Source organism: Pseudomonas sp. LBUM1678 (assembly GCF_059695575.1).
The window spans coordinates 6,803,908-6,818,602 of the sequence record NZ_CP166775.1 but is presented as its reverse complement, the minus strand read 5'-3'; the positions used below and the strand labels follow the sequence as shown (position 1 = coordinate 6,818,602).

16 protein-coding genes are annotated in these 14,695 nt (G+C 56.0%); all 16 read left to right on the top strand.

The features are described 5' to 3' along the window. Positions 1-567: 567 nt before the first annotated feature. The gene (gene rpmH, locus ACA070_RS31090) at positions 568-702 is read left to right on the top strand and encodes a 50S ribosomal protein L34 (protein ID WP_003213577.1); all 135 of its coding nucleotides are present in this window, start codon (positions 568-570) and stop codon (positions 700-702) included. Between the two features lie 16 nt (positions 703-718). Continuing rightward, on the top strand, positions 719-1,120 hold the full coding sequence (gene rnpA, locus ACA070_RS31085) for a ribonuclease P protein component (RefSeq protein WP_462030024.1): 402 nt from the start codon (positions 719-721) through the stop codon (positions 1,118-1,120). Continuing rightward, a complete protein-coding gene (gene yidD / locus ACA070_RS31080) occupies positions 1,113-1,358 on the top strand; it encodes a membrane protein insertion efficiency factor YidD (protein WP_052966011.1) in 246 nt (81 codons plus the stop codon). The genes rnpA and yidD overlap by 8 nt, the downstream gene beginning before the upstream one ends. A 2-nt stretch (positions 1,359-1,360) precedes the next feature. Continuing rightward, positions 1,361-3,046, top strand: coding sequence for a membrane protein insertase YidC (gene yidC, locus ACA070_RS31075; RefSeq protein ID WP_497449561.1), 1,686 nt, complete (start codon positions 1,361-1,363; stop codon positions 3,044-3,046). Between the two features lie 79 nt (positions 3,047-3,125). After that, positions 3,126-4,496: a tRNA uridine-5-carboxymethylaminomethyl(34) synthesis GTPase MnmE gene (gene mnmE, locus ACA070_RS31070; RefSeq protein WP_497449560.1), complete on the top strand. Its 1,371-nt coding sequence runs from the start codon at positions 3,126-3,128 to the stop codon at positions 4,494-4,496. Between the two features lie 551 nt (positions 4,497-5,047). Continuing rightward, the gene (gene mnmG, locus ACA070_RS31065; RefSeq protein ID WP_497449559.1) at positions 5,048-6,946 is read left to right on the top strand and encodes a tRNA uridine-5-carboxymethylaminomethyl(34) synthesis enzyme MnmG; all 1,899 of its coding nucleotides are present in this window, start codon (positions 5,048-5,050) and stop codon (positions 6,944-6,946) included. After that, complete coding sequence (gene rsmG / locus ACA070_RS31060; protein ID WP_102594524.1) at positions 6,943-7,587, top strand: 16S rRNA (guanine(527)-N(7))-methyltransferase RsmG; 645 nt, start codon at positions 6,943-6,945, stop codon at positions 7,585-7,587. The genes mnmG and rsmG overlap by 4 nt, the downstream gene beginning before the upstream one ends. A gap of 18 nt (positions 7,588-7,605) precedes the next feature. Continuing rightward, on the top strand, positions 7,606-8,403 hold the full coding sequence (locus tag ACA070_RS31055) for a ParA family protein (RefSeq protein WP_027926208.1): 798 nt from the start codon (positions 7,606-7,608) through the stop codon (positions 8,401-8,403). Between the two features lie 9 nt (positions 8,404-8,412). Beyond that, positions 8,413-9,285: a ParB/RepB/Spo0J family partition protein gene (locus ACA070_RS31050; RefSeq protein WP_008027541.1), complete on the top strand. Its 873-nt coding sequence runs from the start codon at positions 8,413-8,415 to the stop codon at positions 9,283-9,285. Between the two features lie 148 nt (positions 9,286-9,433). After that, a complete protein-coding gene (locus ACA070_RS31045) occupies positions 9,434-9,841 on the top strand; it encodes a F0F1 ATP synthase subunit I (RefSeq protein ID WP_497449558.1) in 408 nt (135 codons plus the stop codon). 16 nt (positions 9,842-9,857) lie between these two features. Further along, positions 9,858-10,727, top strand: coding sequence for a F0F1 ATP synthase subunit A (atpB, locus tag ACA070_RS31040; RefSeq protein WP_162437614.1), 870 nt, complete (start codon positions 9,858-9,860; stop codon positions 10,725-10,727). 133 nt (positions 10,728-10,860) lie between these two features. Beyond that, a complete protein-coding gene (gene atpE, locus ACA070_RS31035; RefSeq protein ID WP_002555987.1) occupies positions 10,861-11,118 on the top strand; it encodes a F0F1 ATP synthase subunit C in 258 nt (85 codons plus the stop codon). Positions 11,119-11,174: 56 nt separating this feature from the next. Then, positions 11,175-11,645, top strand: coding sequence for a F0F1 ATP synthase subunit B (locus tag ACA070_RS31030; protein WP_131059033.1), 471 nt, complete (start codon positions 11,175-11,177; stop codon positions 11,643-11,645). Positions 11,646-11,657: 12 nt separating this feature from the next. Then, a complete protein-coding gene (locus ACA070_RS31025; RefSeq protein ID WP_109786862.1) occupies positions 11,658-12,194 on the top strand; it encodes a F0F1 ATP synthase subunit delta in 537 nt (178 codons plus the stop codon). A 21-nt stretch (positions 12,195-12,215) separates the two neighbouring features. After that, positions 12,216-13,760, top strand: coding sequence for a F0F1 ATP synthase subunit alpha (atpA, locus tag ACA070_RS31020; protein WP_008007884.1), 1,545 nt, complete (start codon positions 12,216-12,218; stop codon positions 13,758-13,760). A 50-nt stretch (positions 13,761-13,810) separates the two neighbouring features. Continuing rightward, positions 13,811-14,671, top strand: coding sequence for a F0F1 ATP synthase subunit gamma (gene atpG / locus ACA070_RS31015; RefSeq protein WP_497449557.1), 861 nt, complete (start codon positions 13,811-13,813; stop codon positions 14,669-14,671). Positions 14,672-14,695 lie beyond the last annotated feature (24 nt).

Here is a 14,695-nt window from a genome sequence, read left to right as displayed (position 1 = left end):
GGATATCCCCTAAGTTGAAAGCCGGTGAGGCAAAAACAAGCGGCCATTGTAGCGGCCAGACGCCCACTTATCCACATGCAGGTTGCGCACAGGGCACGAATTATCAACGCGTTAACCACAAAAAAGACGACCAATGGTCTGTGCATAAGCTCTGTGGATAACCGCCCATGAGGGCACTGGACAAGTGGGGGCAAAACTCGGTGGATAACCTGCCTGTGGATAACTGACCATTCCACACACAGCTTATCCGACACCGCAGCACAGGCTGCCCCCTGTTTTCCACCGTAGTTGTCATTCTCTGTACAGCGCGAGATAGAAGGGCTGAAGGTAGTTATCCACAGATGATCGCGTCCCTAGCTTTTATAAGCTTTACAGAAAAGCTTTAAATAACTTCCTTCTTTATTTCTATATCTAGCGAAGGACCTGCGGACGAGAAAACGCCTTGAGATCTATTTATAAGGAAACGCTGGTTGGAAATTGACCTAGAGGCTTGCTTTCTCTAGAATCCCCGGTCTCTTAAAACGGGGGCCATTCCGGCCCGTTGTGGACGAACCAGGTAACACGACAATGAAACGTACTTTCCAACCAAGCACTATCAAACGCGCTCGTACTCACGGTTTCCGTGCTCGCATGGCTACCAAGAACGGTCGTGCAGTCCTGTCGCGTCGTCGCGCCAAAGGTCGTGCGCGTCTGGCAGTTTGATAATCCGGCACTGGAGGTGAGTCAGGACTTCAGTCGGGAAAAGCGTCTGCTTACTCCCCGGCATTTCAAGGCAGTCTTTGACTCCCCTACCGGCAAGGTTCCGGGGAAAAATCTCCTGCTCCTTGCGCGGAACAACGATCTCGATCACCCCCGTCTCGGGCTGGTTATCGGGAAAAAGAGCGTAAAGCTCTCCGTCGAGCGCAATCGCCTCAAACGTCTGATGCGCGAATCGTTTCGCCTGAACCAGGATTCACTGGTCGGTTGGGACATCGTTATCGTCGCGCGCAAAGGTTTGGGTGACGTAGAAAGCCCCGAATTGATTCAGCATTTCGGCAAACTCTGGAAGCGTCTGGCACGTAGCAAGCCGGTACCAGCAGTCAAAACCGAAACTGTAGGGGTAGACAGTCCCGATGCGTAAACTGGCACTCGTTCCGATCCAGTTTTATCGCTATGCCATTAGTCCTCTGATGGCCAGTCACTGTCGTTTCTACCCCAGTTGTTCCTGCTACGCGTATGAAGCCATAGAAAATCATGGCCTTCTGCGCGGTGGCTGGCTGACCTTTCGTCGTTTAGGTCGCTGTCATCCGTGGAATCCCGGTGGTTATGACCCGGTTCCATCTATCCCTACCTCCCGTTCTTCTTCGATGGCCGAGTAATCATGGATATCAAACGCACGATCCTGATCGTCGCCCTGGCAATCGTGTCCTACGTTATGGTTCTTAAGTGGAACCAGGACTATGGCCAGACTGCCCTGCCGACTCAGAATGTTGCTTCCAGTACTACCGCACCGGGCCTACCGGACACGGCGACTGGCAATAATGCTTCTGTCAGTGACGACATTCCACGCGCCGCAAGTGATACCAGTGCAACTGCACCTACTGAAACACCAGTAGCTGTCAGCAAGGATCTCATCCAGATCAAAACGGATGTGCTCAACCTGGCTATCGATCCACAGGGTGGTGATGTTGCCCAGTTGACGTTGCCGCTGTATCCACGTCGCCAGGACCATCCGGAAATTCCATTCCAGTTGTTCGATAACGGCAACGAGCGGACTTATCTGGCCCAGAGCGGTTTGATCGGCACCAACGGCCCGGACGCAAGTCCTGCCGGTCGTCCGGTTTACACCTCGGAGAAGAAGATTTATCAACTGGCTGACGGTCAGGACCAATTGGTCGTGGATCTGAAGTTCAGCAAGGACGGCGTCAACTACATCAAACGTTTCACGGTGAAACGTGGCCTGTATGACGTAACCGTTTCCTATCTGATCGACAACCAGAGCGCACAGCCCTGGTCTGGTGCGATGTTCGCGCAACTGAAGCGTGACGCCAGCGGCGATCCTTCCTCAACCACCGCCACCGGCACTGCCACTTACCTGGGCGCAGCCCTGTGGACAAGTAACGAGCCGTACAAAAAAGTGTCCATGAAGGACATGGACAAGGCGCAGTTGAAGGAAACCGTCAGTGGGGGTTGGGTTGCCTGGTTGCAACACTACTTCGTCACCGCATGGATTCCGGCCAAGGGCGAAAATAACGTCGTCCAGACCCGTAAAGACAGCAAAGGCAACTACATCATCGGTTATACCGGCCCGGCAATGAGCGTTGCGCCAGGTGCAAAAGCCGAAACCAGCGCTGTTCTCTACGCTGGTCCGAAAAGCCAAGCTGTGCTGAAAGAGTTGTCCCCAGGTCTGGAACTGACCGTTGACTACGGTATTCTGTGGTTCATTGCCCAGCCAATCTTCTGGCTGCTGGGACACATCCACACCATCGTCGGTAACTGGGGCTGGTCGATCATCTTCCTGACCATGCTGATCAAAGGGATTTTCTTCCCGCTGTCGGCTGCCAGCTACAAATCCATGGCGCGCATGCGTGCAGTGGCACCGAAACTGGCAGCGCTGAAAGAGCAACATGGCGATGATCGGCAGAAAATGTCGCAAGCCATGATGGAGCTGTACAAGAAAGAGAAAATCAATCCGCTGGGTGGTTGCTTGCCAATCCTCGTGCAGATGCCGGTTTTCCTTTCGCTGTACTGGGTTCTGCTGGAAAGCGTTGAAATGCGCCAAGCGCCGTTCATGCTGTGGATTACTGACCTGTCGATCAAGGATCCGTTCTTCATTCTGCCGATCATCATGGGTGCAACCATGTTTATCCAGCAGCAGTTGAACCCGACTCCTCCGGATCCGATGCAGGCCAAGGTGATGAAGCTGATGCCAATCATCTTCACCTTCTTCTTCCTGTGGTTCCCGGCTGGTCTGGTGCTGTACTGGGTAGTGAACAACTGCCTGTCCATCGCCCAACAGTGGTACATCACTCGTAAAGTCGAAGCGGCTACCAAAGCAGCTGCCTGATTTACACTGTGGATAACCACTCAAAACGCCCCCTAGTGGGGCGTTTTGCTATCTGTCACTTTTGTCTGGATAACGGTTTATGAGCGTTCCTCGTGAAACCATCGCAGCTGTCGCCACCGCTCAAGGTCGCGGCGGTGTGGGCATCGTCCGTATTTCCGGGCCGTTGGCGAGCATTGCTGCCAAGGCGATCAGCGGTCGCGAACTGAAACCTCGATTTGCCCACTACGGCCCGTTTCTCAATGAAAACAAAGAGGTTTTGGACGAAGGCATCGCGCTGTATTTCCCGGGACCGAACTCCTTCACCGGCGAAGACGTGCTTGAACTGCAGGGTCACGGCGGGCCGATCGTTCTCGATATGTTGCTCAAACGTTGCCTGGAACTGGGCTGCCGTCTGGCACGACCAGGTGAATTCAGTGAGCGTGCCTTCCTCAATGACAAACTCGATCTGGCCCAGGCGGAAGCCATCGCCGACTTGATCGAGGCAAGTTCTGCACAGGCAGCACGAAACGCGCTGCGTTCGTTGCAGGGCGCCTTCTCCCAGCGTGTGCATAACCTCACCGAGCAGTTGATTGGTCTGCGCATCTACGTCGAGGCAGCCATCGATTTCCCGGAAGAAGAAATCGACTTCCTGGCCGACGGCCACGTACTGGCGATGCTCGACAAAGTCCGCGATGAATTATCCACAGTGCTTCTTGAAGCCGGGCAAGGAGCCTTGCTGCGCGATGGGATGACCGTGGTCATTGCCGGCCGGCCGAATGCCGGCAAGTCCAGCCTGCTGAATGCCCTGGCCGGTCGGGAAGCCGCGATCGTGACCGAGATTGCCGGCACCACTCGGGACATTCTTCGCGAACATATCCACATCGATGGCATGCCGCTGCACGTGGTCGACACCGCTGGTCTGCGGGATACCGATGACCAGGTGGAAAAAATCGGTGTCGAGCGAGCGTTGAAAGCCATCAGCGAGGCAGATCGCGTATTGCTGGTGGTCGATGCGACCGCACCTGAGGCACTTGATCCTTTTGCGCTGTGGCCGGAATTCCTCGAAACCCGCCCGGATCCGGCCAAAGTTACGCTGATTCGTAATAAGGCTGACCTGACCGGTGAAGCCATTGCCCTGGAGGTCAGTGACGATGGCCACGTCACCATCAGCTTGAGCGCCAAGTCTGCAGGCGATGGCCTGGAATTGCTGCGCGACCACCTCAAGGCCTGCATGGGCTACGAACAGACCTCGGAAAGTAGCTTCAGTGCACGCAGGCGTCACCTTGAGGCGTTGCGTCATGCCAGCGCATCCCTTGAGCATGGCCGTGCACAGCTGACATTGGCGGGGGCTGGTGAGTTGTTGGCCGAAGATTTACGTCAGGCTCAGCACGCTTTGGGTGAAATCACCGGCGCATTCAGCTCCGATGACCTGTTGGGACGCATCTTCTCCAGTTTCTGTATCGGTAAATAGTCCTTCCGTTGTTCACAGACAGGCCATTCGCGCCTGTCTGTTCCCTCCTTTCTCTGAAATCGACCTCCAGTGCCGAGCAGATTCTTTTTGCTTGAGCGGATTTTCCGTGCGTGGGATTCGCTCGATCAGCGATTTTCTGTGGATTAAGCCCTGTGAGTAACTGCCACTAAGGGCAGTTGATAACAGGGCGTCAAAACTGAAGATAACCGCCCCTGTGGATAACCACCCCTTTCATCCACAGGCTTAAACCGGTTATCCAAGGGCCTCATTGGCACATGATCACAGGGTTTTGAATCTCTGTACATATTGAATATAAAGGCCTCTAGAGATCTATCCACAGAAAGATGCCTCAGTAGAAATAAACATAAAAACAAAGATTTAATAAATTTCTCTCTTTTTAATTTCTATAACCCCGACTTCTCCACAGCTGGTTAAATTTTGTGCAAAGGGTTCTTTAGGAAGGGCGAAGTCCCTATACTTGCCGACCAGGTATAGAAACCTGAGCTCAAACTATTCCTGATTACCTAACTGAAGCAGGCACGAGGTGCGTGGTGGATTTCCCTTCCCGTTTTGAAGTGATCGTCATCGGCGGCGGTCATGCCGGTACCGAGGCAGCACTGGCCTCAGCACGTATGGGTGCAAAAACCCTGTTGCTGACGCATAACGTGGAAACCCTCGGTGCCATGAGCTGCAACCCCGCCATTGGCGGGATCGGTAAAAGCCATCTGGTCAAAGAAATCGATGCCCTCGGCGGTGCGATGGCCATGGCCACCGACAAAGGTGGTATTCAATTTCGCGTACTGAACAGCCGCAAAGGCCCGGCCGTACGAGCGACTCGCGCTCAGGCAGACCGGGTTCTGTACAAAGCCGCTGTCCGCGAAGCATTGGAAAACCAGCCGAACCTGTGGATATTTCAACAAGCCGCCGATGACCTGATCGTCGAGCAGGAACAAGTGCGTGGTGTTGTCACCCAAATGGGCCTGCGTTTCTTCGCAGATTCCGTGGTGTTGACCACCGGCACCTTCCTCGGTGGACTTATCCACATTGGCATGCAGAATTATTCCGGCGGCCGCGCCGGCGATCCGCCATCGATCGCTCTGGCTCACCGTCTGCGTGAATTGCCGCTGCGCGTTGGTCGTTTGAAAACCGGTACACCGCCGCGTATTGACGGTCGTACTGTGGATTTCTCGGTCATGACCGAGCAGGCCGGCGATACACCGATCCCGGTGATGTCGTTCATGGGTTCCAAAGAGCAGCATCCGAAACAGGTGAGCTGCTGGATTACCCACACCAACGCCCGCACCCACGAAATCATTGCCGCCAACCTTGATCGTTCGCCGATGTATTCCGATGCAGGGTTGATCGAAGGCATCGGCCCGCGTTATTGCCCGTCGATCGAAGACAAGATCCACCGCTTTGCCGACAAGGAAAGCCACCAGGTCTTCATCGAACCGGAAGGCTTGACCACTCACGAGCTGTACCCGAACGGGATATCCACATCCTTGCCGTTCGACGTGCAATTGCAGATCGTGCAATCGATCCGCGGCATGGAAAACGCGCACATTGTTCGTCCGGGCTACGCCATCGAGTACGACTACTTCGACCCCCGTGACCTGAAGTACAGCCTCGAAACCAAAGTCATCGGCGGTCTGTTTTTCGCCGGGCAAATCAACGGCACCACCGGATACGAAGAAGCCGGCGCCCAGGGGTTGCTGGCCGGCGCCAACGCTGCACTGCGTGCGCAGGGCAAAGAGGGCTGGTGCCCGCGTCGCGATGAGGCGTACATCGGAGTGTTGGTCGACGACCTGATTACCCTTGGTACTCAAGAGCCGTACCGGATGTTCACCTCCCGCGCCGAATACCGCTTGATCCTGCGTGAAGACAACGCGGATCTGCGCCTGACCGAAAAAGGTCGCGAGCTGGGTCTGGTCGATGACGCACGTTGGGCGGCTTTCTGCACCAAACGTGAAAGCATCACCCTTGAAGAACAACGCTTGAAAAGTACCTGGGTTCGCCCGGGTACAGAACAGGGCGATGCGATTTCCGAGAAGTTCGGCACGCCGCTGACCCACGAATACAATTTGCTCAATCTGCTGAGCCGTCCGGAAATCGACTACGCTGGTCTGATTGCTGTGACCGGTGGGGGCGCGGAAGATCCGCAAGTCGCCGAGCAGGTCGAAATCAAAACCAAATACGCCGGTTACATCGATCGTCAGCAGGACGAGATCGCCCGTCTGCGGGCCAGCGAAGACACAAAACTGCCTGTGGATATCGATTACACGAACATTTCCGGTCTCTCCAAAGAGATCCAGAGCAAGCTCGGTGCGACCCGTCCAGAGACCTTGGGCCAGGCGTCACGTATCCCGGGCGTCACGCCGGCAGCGATTTCGCTGTTGATGATTCATTTGAAAAAACGCGGCGCGGGCCGTCAGTTGGAGCAAAGCGCTTGAGTTCGTTGGTCACCTCGCAACATGCAGAAGAGTTATCCACAGGTGCTCGCCAGCTCGGTGTCACGCTGACAGAAGCCCAGCACGCGCAGCTGCTGGGTTACCTGGCCCTGTTGATCAAATGGAACAAGGCTTACAACCTGACCGCCGTGCGCGATCCGGATGAGATGGTCTCCCGACATCTGCTCGATAGTTTGAGCGTGATGTCGTTCGTCGAGAACGGTCGCTGGCTGGACGTTGGCAGCGGCGGTGGCATGCCGGGTATTCCGTTGGCCATTCTGTTTCCAGAGTCGCAAGTGACCTGTCTGGACAGCAACGGCAAGAAAACCCGCTTCCTGACCCAGGTCAAACTCGAACTCAAACTGGATAACCTGCAAGTTATCCACAGCCGTGTGGAAGCTTTCCAGCCTGCCCAGCCATTCAACGGGATCATTTCCCGGGCGTTCAGCAGCATGGAAAACTTCAGTAACTGGACTCGCCACCTGGGCGACGCCGATACACGCTGGCTGGCAATGAAGGGCGTTCATCCGGCCGATGAGCTGGTAGCATTGCCGGCAGACTTCCACCTCGATAGCGAACACGCCCTGGCCGTACCTGGTTGCCAAGGCCAACGCCATCTGCTGATACTGCGCCGCACGGCATGATTGGGAACACAAGCAAGAATGGCTAAGGTATTCGCGATAGCGAACCAGAAAGGTGGTGTGGGTAAAACCACCACCTGCATCAACCTCGCAGCTTCCCTGGTCGCTACCAAGCGCCGGGTGCTGTTGATCGATCTCGATCCACAGGGCAACGCCACCATGGGTAGCGGTGTGGATAAGCACGGGCTGGAAAACTCGGTCTACGACTTGCTGATTGGCGAGTGCGACCTGGCCCAGGCCATGCACTACTCCGAGCACGGTGGTTACCAGCTGTTGCCGGCCAACCGCGACCTGACCGCCGCTGAAGTGGTTCTGCTGGAAATGCAGATGAAGGAAAGCCGTCTGCGCAGTGCGCTGGCGCCGATCCGCGAAAACTACGATTACATTTTGATCGACTGCCCGCCGTCGCTGTCGATGCTCACATTGAACGCATTGGTTGCGGCTGACGGGGTGATTATCCCCATGCAGTGCGAGTACTTCGCGCTCGAAGGTTTGAGCGACCTTGTGGATAACATCAAGCGCATCGCTGAATTGCTCAACCCGAACCTGAAAGTCGAAGGCCTGTTGCGGACCATGTATGACCCGCGCCTGAGCCTGATGAACGACGTATCGGCGCAGCTCAAGGAACACTTCGGCGAGCAGCTGTACGACACCGTCATCCCGCGCAACATCCGCCTGGCCGAAGCGCCGAGCTACGGCATGCCGGCGCTGGCGTACGACAAGACATCACGGGGCGCCATTGCCTATCTGGCATTGGCGGGCGAGATGGTTCGCCGTCAACGCAAAAACTCACGCACCGCCGCCGCTCAGGCAACTTAAGGAATCCCCATGGCCGTCAAGAAACGAGGTCTCGGACGTGGACTGGATGCACTGCTGAGTGGTCCGACTGTCAGCTCGCTGGAAGAACAAGCGGTGCAGGCCGATCAGCGTGAGCTGCAGCACCTGCCCCTGGATCTGATCCAGCGCGGCAAGTACCAGCCGCGTCGGGACATGGACCCACAGGCGCTGGAAGAGCTGGCGCAGTCGATCAAGGCCCAGGGTGTGATGCAGCCGATCGTGGTTCGTCCGATCGGCAGCGGTCGCTTCGAAATCATCGCCGGTGAACGTCGCTGGCGTGCCAGCCAGCAGGCTGGCCAGGAAACCATCCCGGCGATGGTTCGCGATGTGCCGGATGAAACCGCGATCGCCATGGCGCTGATCGAGAACATCCAGCGCGAAGACCTCAATCCGATCGAAGAAGCCGTAGCCTTGCAGCGTTTGCAGCAGGAATTCCAGCTGACTCAGCAACAAGTGGCCGAAGCCGTGGGCAAATCCCGCGTGACCGTGGCCAACCTGCTACGCTTGATCGCGTTACCGGAAGTTATCAAAACCATGCTGTCGCACGGTGACCTGGAAATGGGTCATGCCCGTGCTTTGCTCGGTTTACCGGAGAATCAACAGGTTGAAGGGGCGCGACATGTTGTCGCACGGGGGCTGACGGTGCGCCAGACTGAGGCACTGGTTCGCCAGTGGTTGAGTGGCAAACAGGAGCCTGCTGAACCGGTTAAACCGGACCCGGATATCGCCCGACTCGAGCAGCGCCTGGCTGAACGCCTAGGCTCTGCGGTGCAGATCCGCCACGGAAAGAAGGGGAAAGGGCAGTTGGTAATTGGTTACAACTCCCTCGATGAGCTTCAAGGTGTGCTCGCGCACATTCGCTGAAACATTTCCTCATGTAGCGTGCAGTCGGAAATCACTACCTGACAGTTGAATAGGGGCAGAACCGCCCCTATACTCTGCGCGCATTTTGTCGGCACAAATTATGCCAAGTTATTGAATTCTGGCAGCCGATCATTGGGGAGCAAAAACGATGGAGAGCCGCACGCCAAACCGCTTGCCGTTCCATCGCCTGGCAGTTTTTCCGGTATTACTGGCTCAATTTGTCGTTTCGGTACTGGCCGCTTTGGCGCTTTGGTACTGGCATGGAGTCGTAGCCGGGTACTCGGGACTTTGCGGAGGCCTGATAGCCTTGCTGCCCAATGTTTATTTCGCTCACAGGGCATTTCGGTTTTCCGGCGCCCGAGCAGCTCAAGCCATCGTCCGGTCTTTTTATGCCGGTGAGGCGGGCAAACTGATTTTGACGGCAGTGCTCTTTGCATTGACGTTCGCAGGTGTGAAGCCATTGGCGCCGCTAGCTGTATTCGGCGTCTTCGTGTTGACCCAACTGGTCAGCTGGTTCGCGCCCCTGCTGATGAGAACAAGACTTTCGAGACCTTAGGGCGTTTGAGGCAACCATGGCAGAGACAACCGCTTCGGGCTATATCCAGCACCACTTGCAGAACCTGACCTTCGGTCAGCACCCAACTGGCGGGTGGGGTTTTGCCCACACCGCAGCAGAAGCCAAAGAAATGGGCTTCTGGGCTTTCCACGTCGATACCCTCGGCTGGTCGGTCGCGTTGGGTCTGATTTTCGTTCTTCTTTTCCGCATGGCGGCAAAGAAGGCGACTTCCGGTCAGCCTGGTGCTTTGCAGAACTTCGTTGAAGTATTGGTCGAATTCGTCGATGGCAGCGTGAAAGACAGCTTCCATGGCCGTAGCCCGGTGATTGCACCGTTGGCACTGACCATCTTCGTCTGGGTCTTCCTGATGAACGCCGTCGACCTGATCCCGGTCGACTGGATTCCTCAGCTGGCCATCCTGATCACTGGTGATGCGCACATTCCGTTCCGTGCCGTATCGACCACAGACCCGAACGCTACCCTGGGCATGGCCCTGTCGGTGTTCGCGTTGATCATTTTCTACAGCATCAAGGTCAAGGGCATCGGCGGCTTCATCGGCGAACTGACCCTGCACCCGTTCGGCAGCAAGAATATCTTTCTTCAAGCCCTGCTGATTCCGGTGAACTTCCTGCTGGAGTTCGTGACGCTGATCGCCAAGCCTATCTCCCTGGCACTGCGTCTGTTCGGCAACATGTACGCCGGCGAGCTGGTCTTCATTCTGATTGCTGTGATGTTCGGCAGCGGTCTGCTCTGGCTTAGCGGCCTGGGCGTAGTTCTGCAGTGGGCGTGGGCTGTGTTCCACATCCTGATCATCACCCTGCAGGCGTTTATCTTCATGATGCTGACCATCGTTTACTTGTCGATGGCGCACGAAGAGAACCATTAAGACCAGTCTCGACTAGTCTGATGTCCCACTCGGTCAAACGAGTGGGTGCCCGAACAGGGCTATGAAACGATTTGTTTTACCGCTTTAAAATCTAAAAAACCTAAACCATACGACGTAAAAGTCGGGAGGAAAGATGGAAACTGTAGTTGGTCTAACCGCTATCGCTGTTGCACTGTTGATCGGCCTGGGCGCACTGGGTACCGCAATTGGTTTCGGCCTGTTGGGTGGCAAGTTCCTGGAAGGCGCAGCGCGTCAGCCAGAAATGGTTCCAATGCTGCAAGTTAAAATGTTCATCGTTGCCGGTCTGCTCGACGCCGTAACCATGATCGGTGTTGGTATCGCTCTGTTCTTCACTTTCGCGAACCCATTCGTTGGTCAACTCGCTGGCTAATTACTCGAACCTTCGAGTAATTGGTGTGATGTGCAACGAACGAGCGAGGTGTTGGCGTGAACATTAATGCAACCCTGATTGGCCAGTCCGTTGCGTTCTTCATTTTTGTACTGTTTTGCATGAAGTTCGTGTGGCCTCCGGTCATCGCGGCTTTGCACGAACGTCAGAAGAAGATCGCGGATGGACTGGACGCTGCCGCCCGAGCAGCTCGCGACCTGGAGCTGGCCCAAGATAAAGCGGGTCAGCAACTGCGCGAAGCTAAGGCTCAGGCAGCCGAAATCATTGAGCAAGCCAAGAAACGCGGTAACCAGATCGTTGAAGAGGCTGTTGAAAAAGCCCGTATCGACGCTGACCGTGTGAAGGTTCAGGCTCAGGCCGAGATCGAGCAGGAACTGAACAGTGTCAAAGACGCGCTGCGTACCCAACTGGGTAGCCTGGCAGTCTCTGGCGCCGAGAAGATCCTGGGTTCCACAATCGATCAAAACGCGCACGCGGAGCTGGTAAACAAACTGGCTGCTGAAATTTAAGCGAGGGCGATCATGGCAGAATTGACCACGTTGGCCCGACCTTACGCTAAGGCAGCCTTCGAGCACGCCCAGGCCCACCAGCAACTGGCCTCTTGGTCAGCCATGCTCGGCCTGGCTGCAGCAGTGTCGCAAGACGACACTATGCAGCGCGTGCTCAAGGCCCCGCGACTGACGAGCGCAGACAAGGCCGCCACGTTTATTGACGTGTGCGGCGACAAGTTTGATGTCAAGGCACAGAATTTCATCCACGTCGTTGCCGAAAACGACCGTCTCCCGCTTTTGCCGGAGATCGCCGCTCTGTTTGACCTGTACAAGGCCGAACAAGAGAAGTCGGTAGACGTTGAAGTGACCAGTGCTTTTGCATTGAACCAAGAACAGCAAGACAAACTCGCCAAGGTTCTCAGTGCACGACTCAACCGGGAAGTGCGCCTGCAAGTCGAGGAAGACAAATCCCTTATTGGGGGCATTGTCATCCGCGCCGGCGACCTGGTTATCGATGGCTCGGTTCGCGGCAAACTCGCGAGCCTTGCCGAAGCATTGAAATCTTGAGTTTGAAGGGGCAGCAGAGCAATGCAGCAACTCAATCCTTCCGAAATAAGTGAAATTATCAAGGGCCGCATCGACAAGCTCGATGTGACCTCCCAAGCCCGTAACGAAGGCACTGTCGTCAGCGTATCTGACGGTATCGTGCGGATTCACGGTCTGGCCGACGTCATGTACGGCGAGATGATCGAGTTTCCGGGCGGCGTCTTCGGTATGGCTCTCAACCTGGAGCAAGACTCCGTAGGTGCCGTTGTATTGGGCTCCTACCAGTCTCTGGCTGAAGGCATGAGCGCCAAGTGCACCGGCCGCATCCTCGAAGTTCCGGTTGGTAAGGAACTGCTGGGTCGCGTAGTCGACGCACTGGGTAACCCAGTTGATGGCAAAGGTCCGCTGAACAACACCGAGACCGATGCGGTCGAGAAAGTTGCTCCAGGCGTGATCTGGCGTAAGTCGGTAGACCAGCCTGTACAGACTGGCTACAAGGCTGTCGATGCCATGATCCCTGTCGGCCGTGGCCAGCGTGAGCTGATCATCGGTGACCGTCAGATCGGTAAAACCGCTCTGGCGATCGACGCGATCATCAACCAGAAAGACAGCGGCATTTTCTGCGTCTACGTAGCAATCGGTCAGAAACAATCGACCATCGCCAACGTGGTTCGCAAGCTGGAAGAAAACGGCGCACTGGCTAACACCATCGTCGTGGCTGCGAGCGCTTCGGAATCTGCAGCACTGCAATTCCTGGCACCGTACTCCGGTTGCACCATGGGTGAATTCTTCCGCGACCGCGGTGAAGACGCGCTGATCGTTTATGACGATCTGTCCAAGCAAGCAGTGGCTTACCGCCAGATTTCCCTGCTGCTGCGCCGTCCACCAGGCCGTGAAGCTTACCCAGGCGACGTGTTCTATCTCCACTCCCGTCTGCTGGAGCGCGCATCCCGCGTTTCGGAAGAATACGTAGAGAAGTTCACCAACGGCGCAGTGACCGGCAAAACCGGTTCCCTGACCGCACTGCCGATCATCGAAACCCAGGCTGGCGACGTTTCCGCGTTCGTTCCGACCAACGTGATTTCCATCACCGACGGTCAGATCTTCCTGGAATCGGCCATGTTCAACTCCGGGATTCGTCCTGCTGTGAACGCCGGTGTTTCGGTATCCCGTGTGGGTGGTGCCGCTCAGACCAAGATCATCAAGAAGCTCTCCGGTGGTATCCGTACCGCTCTGGCTCAGTACCGTGAACTGGCGGCATTCGCCCAGTTCGCTTCTGACCTGGACGAAGCGACCCGTAAGCAACTTGAGCATGGTCAGCGCGTTACCGAGCTGATGAAGCAGAAGCAATACGCACCAATGTCGATCGCTGACATGGCGCTGTCGCTGTATGCCGCTGAGCGTGGGTTCCTGACTGACGTCGAAATCGCCAAGATCGGCAGCTTTGAACAAGCGCTGATTGCTTTCTTCAACCGCGATCACGCCGATTTGATGGCGAAGATCAACGTGAAGGGTGACTTCAATGACGAAATCGACGCTGGCATGAAAGCCGGTATCGAGAAGTTCAAGGCCACCCAAACCTGGTAAGCCGCAGCGGGAGCCGCAAGGCTCCCGCTTGCTAACCTGATAGGTGTTACATGGCAGGCGCAAAAGAGATTCGCAGTAAGATTGCGAGCATCAAAAGCACGCAAAAGATTACCAGCGCCATGGAAAAAGTGGCGGTCAGCAAAATGCGCAAGGCACAAATGCGCATGTCGGCTAGCCGTCCTTATGCGGAGCGCATCCGCCAGGTTATTGGCCATCTGGCCAACGCCAACCCGGAATATCGCCACCCGTTCATGATCGAGCGTGAAATCAAGCGCGTCGGTTACGTCGTGGTGAGCAGTGACCGTGGTCTGTGTGGTGGCTTGAACACCAACCTGTTCAAGGCCCTGGTCAAGGACATGGCGGTAAACCGCGAAAACGGCGTCGAGATCGATCTGTGTGTTGTTGGTAGCAAGGGTGCGGCTTTCTTCCGCAACTTCGGCGGTAACGTCGTTGCAGCTATCAGCCACCTGGGTGAAGAGCCGTCGATCAATGACCTGATCGGCAGCGTCAAGGTGATGCTGGATGCCTACCTGGACGGCCGTATTGATCGCCTGTCCGTGGTGTCCAACAAGTTCGTCAACACCATGACGCAATCGCCTACCGTGGAGCAGTTGATTCCACTGGTGGCAACCCCGGATCAGGAACTCAAGCACCACTGGGATTATCTGTACGAACCGGACGCCAAAGAGCTGCTTGACGGCTTGATGGTCCGTTACGTGGAGTCGCAGGTCTACCAGGCGGTGGTCGAGAACAACGCAGCTGAACAAGCTGCGCGGATGATCGCGATGAAGAACGCTACCGACAACGCCGGTGATTTGATCAGCGATTTGCAGCTGGTCTACAACAAGGCGCGTCAGGCTGCGATCACCCAAGAGATCTCGGAAATCGTCGGCGGCGCTGCCGCGGTTTAACGGTTCAAATATTCAGAGGATCCA

Excerpts from the sequence above, each read along its gene's own strand:
- atpE (WP_002555987.1), top strand. The coding sequence starts at position 10,861 with ATGGAAACTGTAGTTGGTCTAACCGCTATCGCTGTTGCACTGTTGATC.
- yidD (WP_052966011.1), top strand. The coding sequence starts at position 1,113 with ATGCGTAAACTGGCACTCGTTCCGATCCAGTTTTATCGCTATGCCATT.
- atpB (WP_162437614.1), top strand. The coding sequence starts at position 9,858 with ATGGCAGAGACAACCGCTTCGGGCTATATCCAGCACCACTTGCAGAAC.
- ACA070_RS31050 (WP_008027541.1), top strand. The coding sequence starts at position 8,413 with ATGGCCGTCAAGAAACGAGGTCTCGGACGTGGACTGGATGCACTGCTG.
- ACA070_RS31055 (WP_027926208.1), top strand. The coding sequence starts at position 7,606 with ATGGCTAAGGTATTCGCGATAGCGAACCAGAAAGGTGGTGTGGGTAAA.
- ACA070_RS31045 (WP_497449558.1), top strand. The coding sequence starts at position 9,434 with ATGGAGAGCCGCACGCCAAACCGCTTGCCGTTCCATCGCCTGGCAGTT.
- ACA070_RS31025 (WP_109786862.1), top strand. The coding sequence starts at position 11,658 with ATGGCAGAATTGACCACGTTGGCCCGACCTTACGCTAAGGCAGCCTTC.
- yidC (WP_497449561.1), top strand. The coding sequence starts at position 1,361 with ATGGATATCAAACGCACGATCCTGATCGTCGCCCTGGCAATCGTGTCC.
- mnmE (WP_497449560.1), top strand. The coding sequence starts at position 3,126 with ATGAGCGTTCCTCGTGAAACCATCGCAGCTGTCGCCACCGCTCAAGGT.
- rpmH (WP_003213577.1), top strand. The coding sequence starts at position 568 with ATGAAACGTACTTTCCAACCAAGCACTATCAAACGCGCTCGTACTCAC.
- atpA (WP_008007884.1), top strand. The coding sequence starts at position 12,216 with ATGCAGCAACTCAATCCTTCCGAAATAAGTGAAATTATCAAGGGCCGC.
- atpG (WP_497449557.1), top strand. The coding sequence starts at position 13,811 with ATGGCAGGCGCAAAAGAGATTCGCAGTAAGATTGCGAGCATCAAAAGC.